5 protein-coding genes are annotated in these 6,198 nt (G+C 42.4%); 1 reads left to right on the top strand and 4 read right to left on the bottom strand.

Going from position 1 to position 6,198, the window contains the following annotated elements; genetic code table 11:
* Nucleotides 1-153: 153 nt before the first annotated feature.
* The 4 genes from dapE to rrpB all read right to left on the bottom strand — a co-directional run bounded on the left by dapE (nucleotide 154) and on the right by rrpB (nucleotide 5,170).
* Nucleotides 154-1,527 carry a succinyl-diaminopimelate desuccinylase gene (gene dapE, locus CQA40_RS09430; protein WP_115520588.1) on the bottom strand — a complete coding sequence of 458 codons (1,374 nt, stop codon included), beginning with the start codon at nucleotides 1,525-1,527 and terminating at the stop codon, nucleotides 154-156.
* 54 nt (nucleotides 1,528-1,581) lie between these two features.
* Nucleotides 1,582-3,828, bottom strand: coding sequence for a tRNA uridine-5-carboxymethylaminomethyl(34) synthesis enzyme MnmG (gene mnmG / locus CQA40_RS09425; protein ID WP_115520587.1), 2,247 nt, complete (start codon nucleotides 3,826-3,828; stop codon nucleotides 1,582-1,584).
* A gap of 55 nt (nucleotides 3,829-3,883) precedes the next feature.
* Entirely contained in the window at nucleotides 3,884-4,450 is a 567-nt protein-coding gene (locus CQA40_RS09420; protein ID WP_115520586.1) for a manganese efflux pump MntP family protein, read from the bottom strand.
* Nucleotides 4,451-4,819: 369 nt separating this feature from the next.
* A complete protein-coding gene (rrpB, locus tag CQA40_RS09415) occupies nucleotides 4,820-5,170 on the bottom strand; it encodes a MarR family transcription factor RrpB (RefSeq protein ID WP_034560834.1) in 351 nt (116 codons plus the stop codon).
* 221 nt (nucleotides 5,171-5,391) lie between these two features.
* Between rrpB and CQA40_RS09410 the strand changes: the two genes are divergently transcribed.
* On the top strand, nucleotides 5,392-6,132 hold the full coding sequence (locus CQA40_RS09410) for an NAD(P)-dependent oxidoreductase (RefSeq protein WP_115520585.1): 741 nt from the start codon (nucleotides 5,392-5,394) through the stop codon (nucleotides 6,130-6,132).
* The last annotated feature ends 66 nt before the right edge of the window (nucleotides 6,133-6,198 follow it).

Here is a 6,198-nt window from a genome sequence, read left to right as displayed (position 1 = left end):
CATTTTAATTTTTGTGAAAATTTCAAATATGTTACTATATTTCACAAAAAATGATTAAAATTATGAAATGACTGTGTTTTTTATAATTTACACTAGCACCGCAACAAACCAAAATCCAAAAATATGTTTTTGGAGGAAAGCAAAAGATTTTATCTACGCTATCTCATTTTTTAGAAAATCCAAAAACACTTCATAAAGCCCCACTACTTGGGCTATCTCTACACATTCATCTACGCTGTGGATTTTGTCATTTTTCACGCCAAATTCCGCCACTTCTATACCAAACTCTTTGGCAAATCTCGCATCGCTTGTCCCACCACCTGTGCCAAGAGTGGGCGTTATGTGCGTGATTTTTTCCACACTTTTTACTAGAGATTTTATAAGAGTGCTATTAGCATTGCTTAAAAACGGCTTTGAGCTTTGGGATAGACTTAGCTCGCATTTCACACCCTCTACTTTGCGCTCAATCATCTCCACAATACGCCCAAAATACACCTCCAAATCGTCCAACCCAAAAAGCGTAGAATTTCGCAGATTAAATCGTAAAGTAACATCACTTGGCGTTACATTGCAAACTTCAAGCCCACCTCTTATATCCGTTGCTACAAGCGTAGATGGGGAAAAATACTCATTGCCCTCATCTAGCTTCACGCCAGCGATTAGCAGCAATGCCGCGCTTAGTGCTTCGATAGGATTTAGGCATTTTTGCGGATAGGCTGCGTGTCCTTGCTTGCCTATGATTTTGAGTGAGCCATTTATTGAGCCTCTCCGCCCCACTTTTATCATATCGCCAAACTCCTCATCACAAGTGGGCTCTGCGACAATAGCGTGCGTAGGTAGCAAATCTAGCTTTTGAAGCTCGCTTAAGGCATATCTAGTGCCATATATGCCCTCTCCCTCTTCATCGCTAGTTAGAAGTATTGAGAGGATAGGCAAGTCATTTTGAGATTTTGCCTCGCTTATATCCATTGCTTCGCTTGCCTCCCCTACCCCTCTTGCTTTTATTTTGCTTGCTTCTATCTCTTTTGCAAAATCCACCACCGCACTCACAAATGCTGCAATCCCTGCTTTCATATCTTGCGCGCCTCTGCCATAGATTTTGCCCCCTCTCACTACCGCACCAAATGGCTCAACACTCCAATTCTCCCCTGCGGGCACGACATCAATATGCCCCATAAAGCAAAAATGCTTTATGCTATCACTTGAGATTGTGCTTGATTTTGCGCTTAAGTTTATATTTGAATCCACGCTCAAATCCCCTTTTGCGCTAGATTTTTTTCCCAAAACCTTATAAGCAAAAAGATTTTTTACCCCACCCTTATCAAAGTGCAAAAATCTAAACCCGCCCACTTCGTTAAGTTTGGATTCTATGATTTGGTAGATTCCGCATTCTTGTGGGGTTATGCTTGGTTTCTTTATCAGCTCGCACAAAAGCTCTATACAAGATTGTTGAAAATCGTTTTGACAAGATTTTTGGCAATTTTCTTGGTGCTCATTTTTACAACTGCTTTGATTTTTTTGGGACATTTTTTTCCTTAGTGTTTAGATTTTTGCATATTAGATTCTAGCTACTAAATTCCTTTAAGAGCGCAGATGAATATATAGATGAAGCACATCTAAGCTAGCAGGGGTAATCCCACTGATTTTGCTCGCTTCAAAAAGCGTAGCTGGCTTTGCAAGGCTAAGTTTTTCTACCACCTCAAGTGAAAGCCCAGAAATCCCCCTATACTCAAAATCCTGCGGAATCTTTAGCTTTAGCATTTCATTCATATTTGCCACATCACTTAGTTGCTTTTGTATGTAGTTGTGATATTTGGACAAAATTTGGATTTGGCTTAGTGCCCTCTTTGACATAGTGTGAAATTTCGGTGGCAATAAATTTTGTGGATTTTCTTTTTTGTCTGCCTTGCTAGTCAAATCTTTGACAGAATTTGAAGCAAGATTTTGGGAAATATTTTGCGAAATACTTTGTGCAGGGTTTTGCCCCACTTGCTGTGCTACTCGCAAGCTAGAGTCCTTAGCCAACGCTTCTTTTTCCAAAAACTCCTCTAGCGCAAAAAAATCGCTAAACTCATTTTGCAAAAGATTTTGCCCAAATTCACCTCGCCCCACGATATGCACAAGCGCGGTTTTATCATTTAGCACAGGCTGATTTATACTAGCCAAAAACTCCTGCACACGCTTAGCAGGCGTGATAGAGACAGCTTCTAGATATTCCATAGCACTAGCAATATCACGCTTCTCTTGCGCAAAAATCGCATAATCACTAGGCGAAATCGTGCCTAGCGCATTGGCATATTCTAGCAAGCGATATATCGCATTATCCTCACGCAAAAGCAAGCGATACTCCGCACGCGAGGTAAAAAGCCGATAAGGCTCTTTTGTGCCCTTAGTTACCAAATCATCAATCATCACACCGATATAGCTTTCATCACGGCGAAATACTAGCTTATAAAGCGTAGAATCTATCTCGCTAGATTTTGCGCGTTTTTTAGCATAATGATTCTCCAAAATCTCCGCTTTTTTTGGTAAATTCGACTTTAGGCTCAACGCCGCATTTATCCCTGCCATAAGCCCCAACGCTCCCGCTTCCTCATAGCCCGTAGTTCCATTTATCTGCCCAGCTAGATACAAGCAATCCACCTCTTTGCACTCAAGCGTGTGCTTTAGCTGTGTTGGCTCGACATAGTCATATTCTATGGCATATCCATAGCGCGTTATGCGGGCGTTTTCTAGCCCCTTTATGCTATGAATGACTTTCTCTTGCACATCCACAGGTAGCGAAGTAGTAAGCCCATTTATGTAGTATTCTACGCAATCTTTTGTCTGTGGCTCTAGAAATAATTGATGTCGCTCTTTATCAGCAAAGCGATTGATTTTATCCTCGATACTCGGGCAATATCTTGGACCCACACCCTCGATTTGTCCAGTGAAAAGTGGTGCGCGGTGGAAATTTTCTCTAATGATTTTATGCGTGTTTTGATTTGTATAGGTTACAAAGCAAGGCAAATCCTGCGGTGCAAAATCGCTAGCAGATTTTTCCAAAGACATACTTGTGTGATAGCTAAAGTGCGGTGGATTTTCATCGCCTATATGTCGCTCTAAGGAGGCAAAATCTATGCTTCGCCCGTCTATGCGCGGGCAAGTTCCTGTTTTTAGTCGTCCTAGCTTTAGCCCTATGTTTTTTAGGCTTTGGCTTAGCTCATTACTAGCACTCTCGCCAAATCGCCCATTTATGATTTGATTTTCCCCGATATGGACAAGCCCGCGCAAAAATGTGCCTGTGGTGATGATGATTTTATCAGCATAGTAAGATTTACCGATATTGGTGCGAATACCTATGGCTTTGGCAGATTTTCGCTCTAAGTCGTGGGGGTTTTTAGACTTTGCGTTAGATTGTGTGCTAGATTTGCTAGGAAGCCCATCTGATTGTAGCAAAATCTCGCACGCCATTTCTTGCGAGATAGTGAGATTTGGAGTGTTTAGGGCTAGATTTCGCGCATAGATTCTATACGCGTCCATATCGATTTGAGCTCGCGTGCCTCGCACGGCTGGACCTTTTGAAGCATTTAGCGTGCGATATTGGATTCCGCATTTATCACTTATGCGCCCCATAACCCCGCCTAGCGCGTCTATTTCTTTGACTAAATGCCCCTTGCCAAGCCCACCGATAGCGGGATTGCAGCTTGCAAGGGCGATATTTTCGACTAATATCGTTAGCAAATGCACCTTTGCGCCCATTTTTGCAGCTATGCAGGCAGCTTCTAGCCCTGCGTGTCCACCACCCACGACAATAATATCAAAATCTTTTTTGTGATTTTTTTTCATAATATATAAGCCTTAAACAAAACTAAAAAAGCGCAATTATAGCAAAATCAATGCTTTAAATCCCCTCTATTAAGTGCTGCACTAGGATTTTTGTGCCGATAAGCACAAGTATAGCACCGCCCAAAAGCTCGGCTTTGTTTGCAAAGCGCAAGCCAAAGCGATTACCCACTTTTAGCGCAAGGATAGAAAAAGCCGCACTCACCACGCCGATACAAAGCGCATTTGCAAAAATATGCGTTTCTAGCACGGCTAGGCTTACTCCCACTGCTAGTGCGTCTATGCTCGTAGCGATAGCCAAAGGAAGCATAATCTTATAGCCAAAATCCGCCCCCTCCACGCCACAAGAATGCTCCCCAAAAGACTCTTTTATCATCTTTAGCCCAATAAAAGAGAGCAAACCAAACGCAATCCAATGGTCAAACTTAGCAATAAACGCACTAAGAGAAAATCCAAGCGCATATCCAAGCAATGGCATAGCTCCCTGAAATCCACCAAAATACGCCGCCACAATCGCATAATGCTTTGGCTCTATTTTTTTTAGACTAAATCCTTTGCAAAGGCTAACAGCAAAGGCATCTGCACTAAGCGCACACGCCACCAAAAATACACTCCAAAATTCCATATTATTCCTTTTAGTTGTTGTTTTGTTTTTTTTAGGCAATTTTACGATTCTAGCGTTTTTCTACAAAAATTTTTGTCCAAAAAAAAATGCAAAAATAATTTTACTAAAAAACTCACTAAAATAACTTATCAAAATCTAACTTGCTATACACCTTGCCAAAACTACCTGTTTTTTTTTACTCACTTTTTTTGCCCTGATTTTTTCGCCCAACTTTCACTGCCCATTTCCCCACTGCCCTCTCTCCGCTAGATTCTCCCGCGCTAGTTTTTTTTGCCAACAAATTTTTCCTCCACTACATTCTCCGTGCGACATTTTCCCCCGCATTCCCCCGCGCTAGATTTCTTCACGCGTGTTCCCACTGCACGGCTTCTACCCGATTTTTTTAAGGTTGCTCTGATATGTCATTCCCCAAGTTTGCAGACTTAGCAAAATCGCATCAAGCGATTGCCCAAGCTCGGTTAGCGAGTATTCCACTTTGGGCGGGACTTCCGCATACACCTTGCGCTTGATGATTCCCGCCCCTTCTAGCTCGCGCAGATTTTGGGTGAGCACATTTTGGCTTATGCTTTGATTTTTGCTCGCGCTTATGGATTTTTTCAGCTCGCCAAATCGCTTTTTACCCGTGAGTAAATCCCGCACGATGATGAGCTTCCATTTATTGCCGATGAGATTTAGCGTAGTTTCCACAGGACAGGGAGAGAAAAACTCCTCGCTATACATTTTCGCGCCCATTTTTACTCCTTTTTTAAAATTTAAACGACACATTCTAGCAAAATTTCAAAAAATCTTTGCTTAAATTTTAGCCTATTTCACGCAATAGTCCTAAAAATAATATTATATTACAAAAATATCCCTACTTGATTTTATGATATTACTTCATTATAATTCCCTCACGCTAAAAGCGAAAATCTTTTAGCGAATTTATCTCAAAAGGAGACACAATGAATACAAGACGCAAGTTTTTAAAAACAGCAGCGTTAGGCGTAGGATTGGCAGCTCTAAGTAGCACTGCCTTTGGAAAAGGAGCAAAGAAAGGAGCGAAAATGAATATCGCGGTTTTGGCAGCCACAGGCAAAGCAGGGCGACTTATCACGCTAGAGGCACTAAGTCGCGGGCATACCGTGAGTGCCTTTGTGCGCAACGCAAGCAAGGCAAAAGATTTGGAGCAAAAGGGTGTGAAAGTAGTGCAAAAAGACATTTTCGCGCTTGCTTCAAGCGATTTGAGTGGCTTTGATGTCATCATCGATGCCTTTGGCGAGTGGAAAGACTTAAGCCTATATAAAAAGCACGGCGAGCATCTAGGCAAAATCTTGCAGGGCAACAAAGCGCGATTGCTAGTCGTGGGCGGCGCAGGAGGCTTATATATGGACAAAAGCCACACCACAAGGCTAATGGATACGCCTAGCTTCCCAGACTCTTACAAAGGCGTGGCAAACGCACACGGCGAGCTTTTGGAGTTTTTGCGCACCCAAAAGGGGCTAAATTGGGTTTATGTAAGCCCGCCTGCAGAATTTGTGGCAGACGCACCCAAAAGTGGCAAATATAAAATCATCGGCGAGGAGTTTGAGGTAAATGCTAAGGGGCAGTCCAAAGGCTCTTACGCAGACTATGCAAGCGCGATGATAGACATAGCCCAAAATCCCAAGCTAAATCAAGTGCGCGTAGGCGTAATCGGGCTATAATGCTCTTAAAACTTCTATGAACTTCTATGAGCCTCTATGAGATTTTAGGGGCAAGCCTTTAGGGGT

This window comes from Helicobacter sp. MIT 01-3238, from assembly GCF_003364135.1.
GTDB lineage: Bacteria > Campylobacterota > Campylobacteria > Campylobacterales > Helicobacteraceae > Helicobacter_B.
Note: the sequence above shows the minus strand (reverse complement) of the source record. Positions and strands in the feature narration are given on the sequence as shown.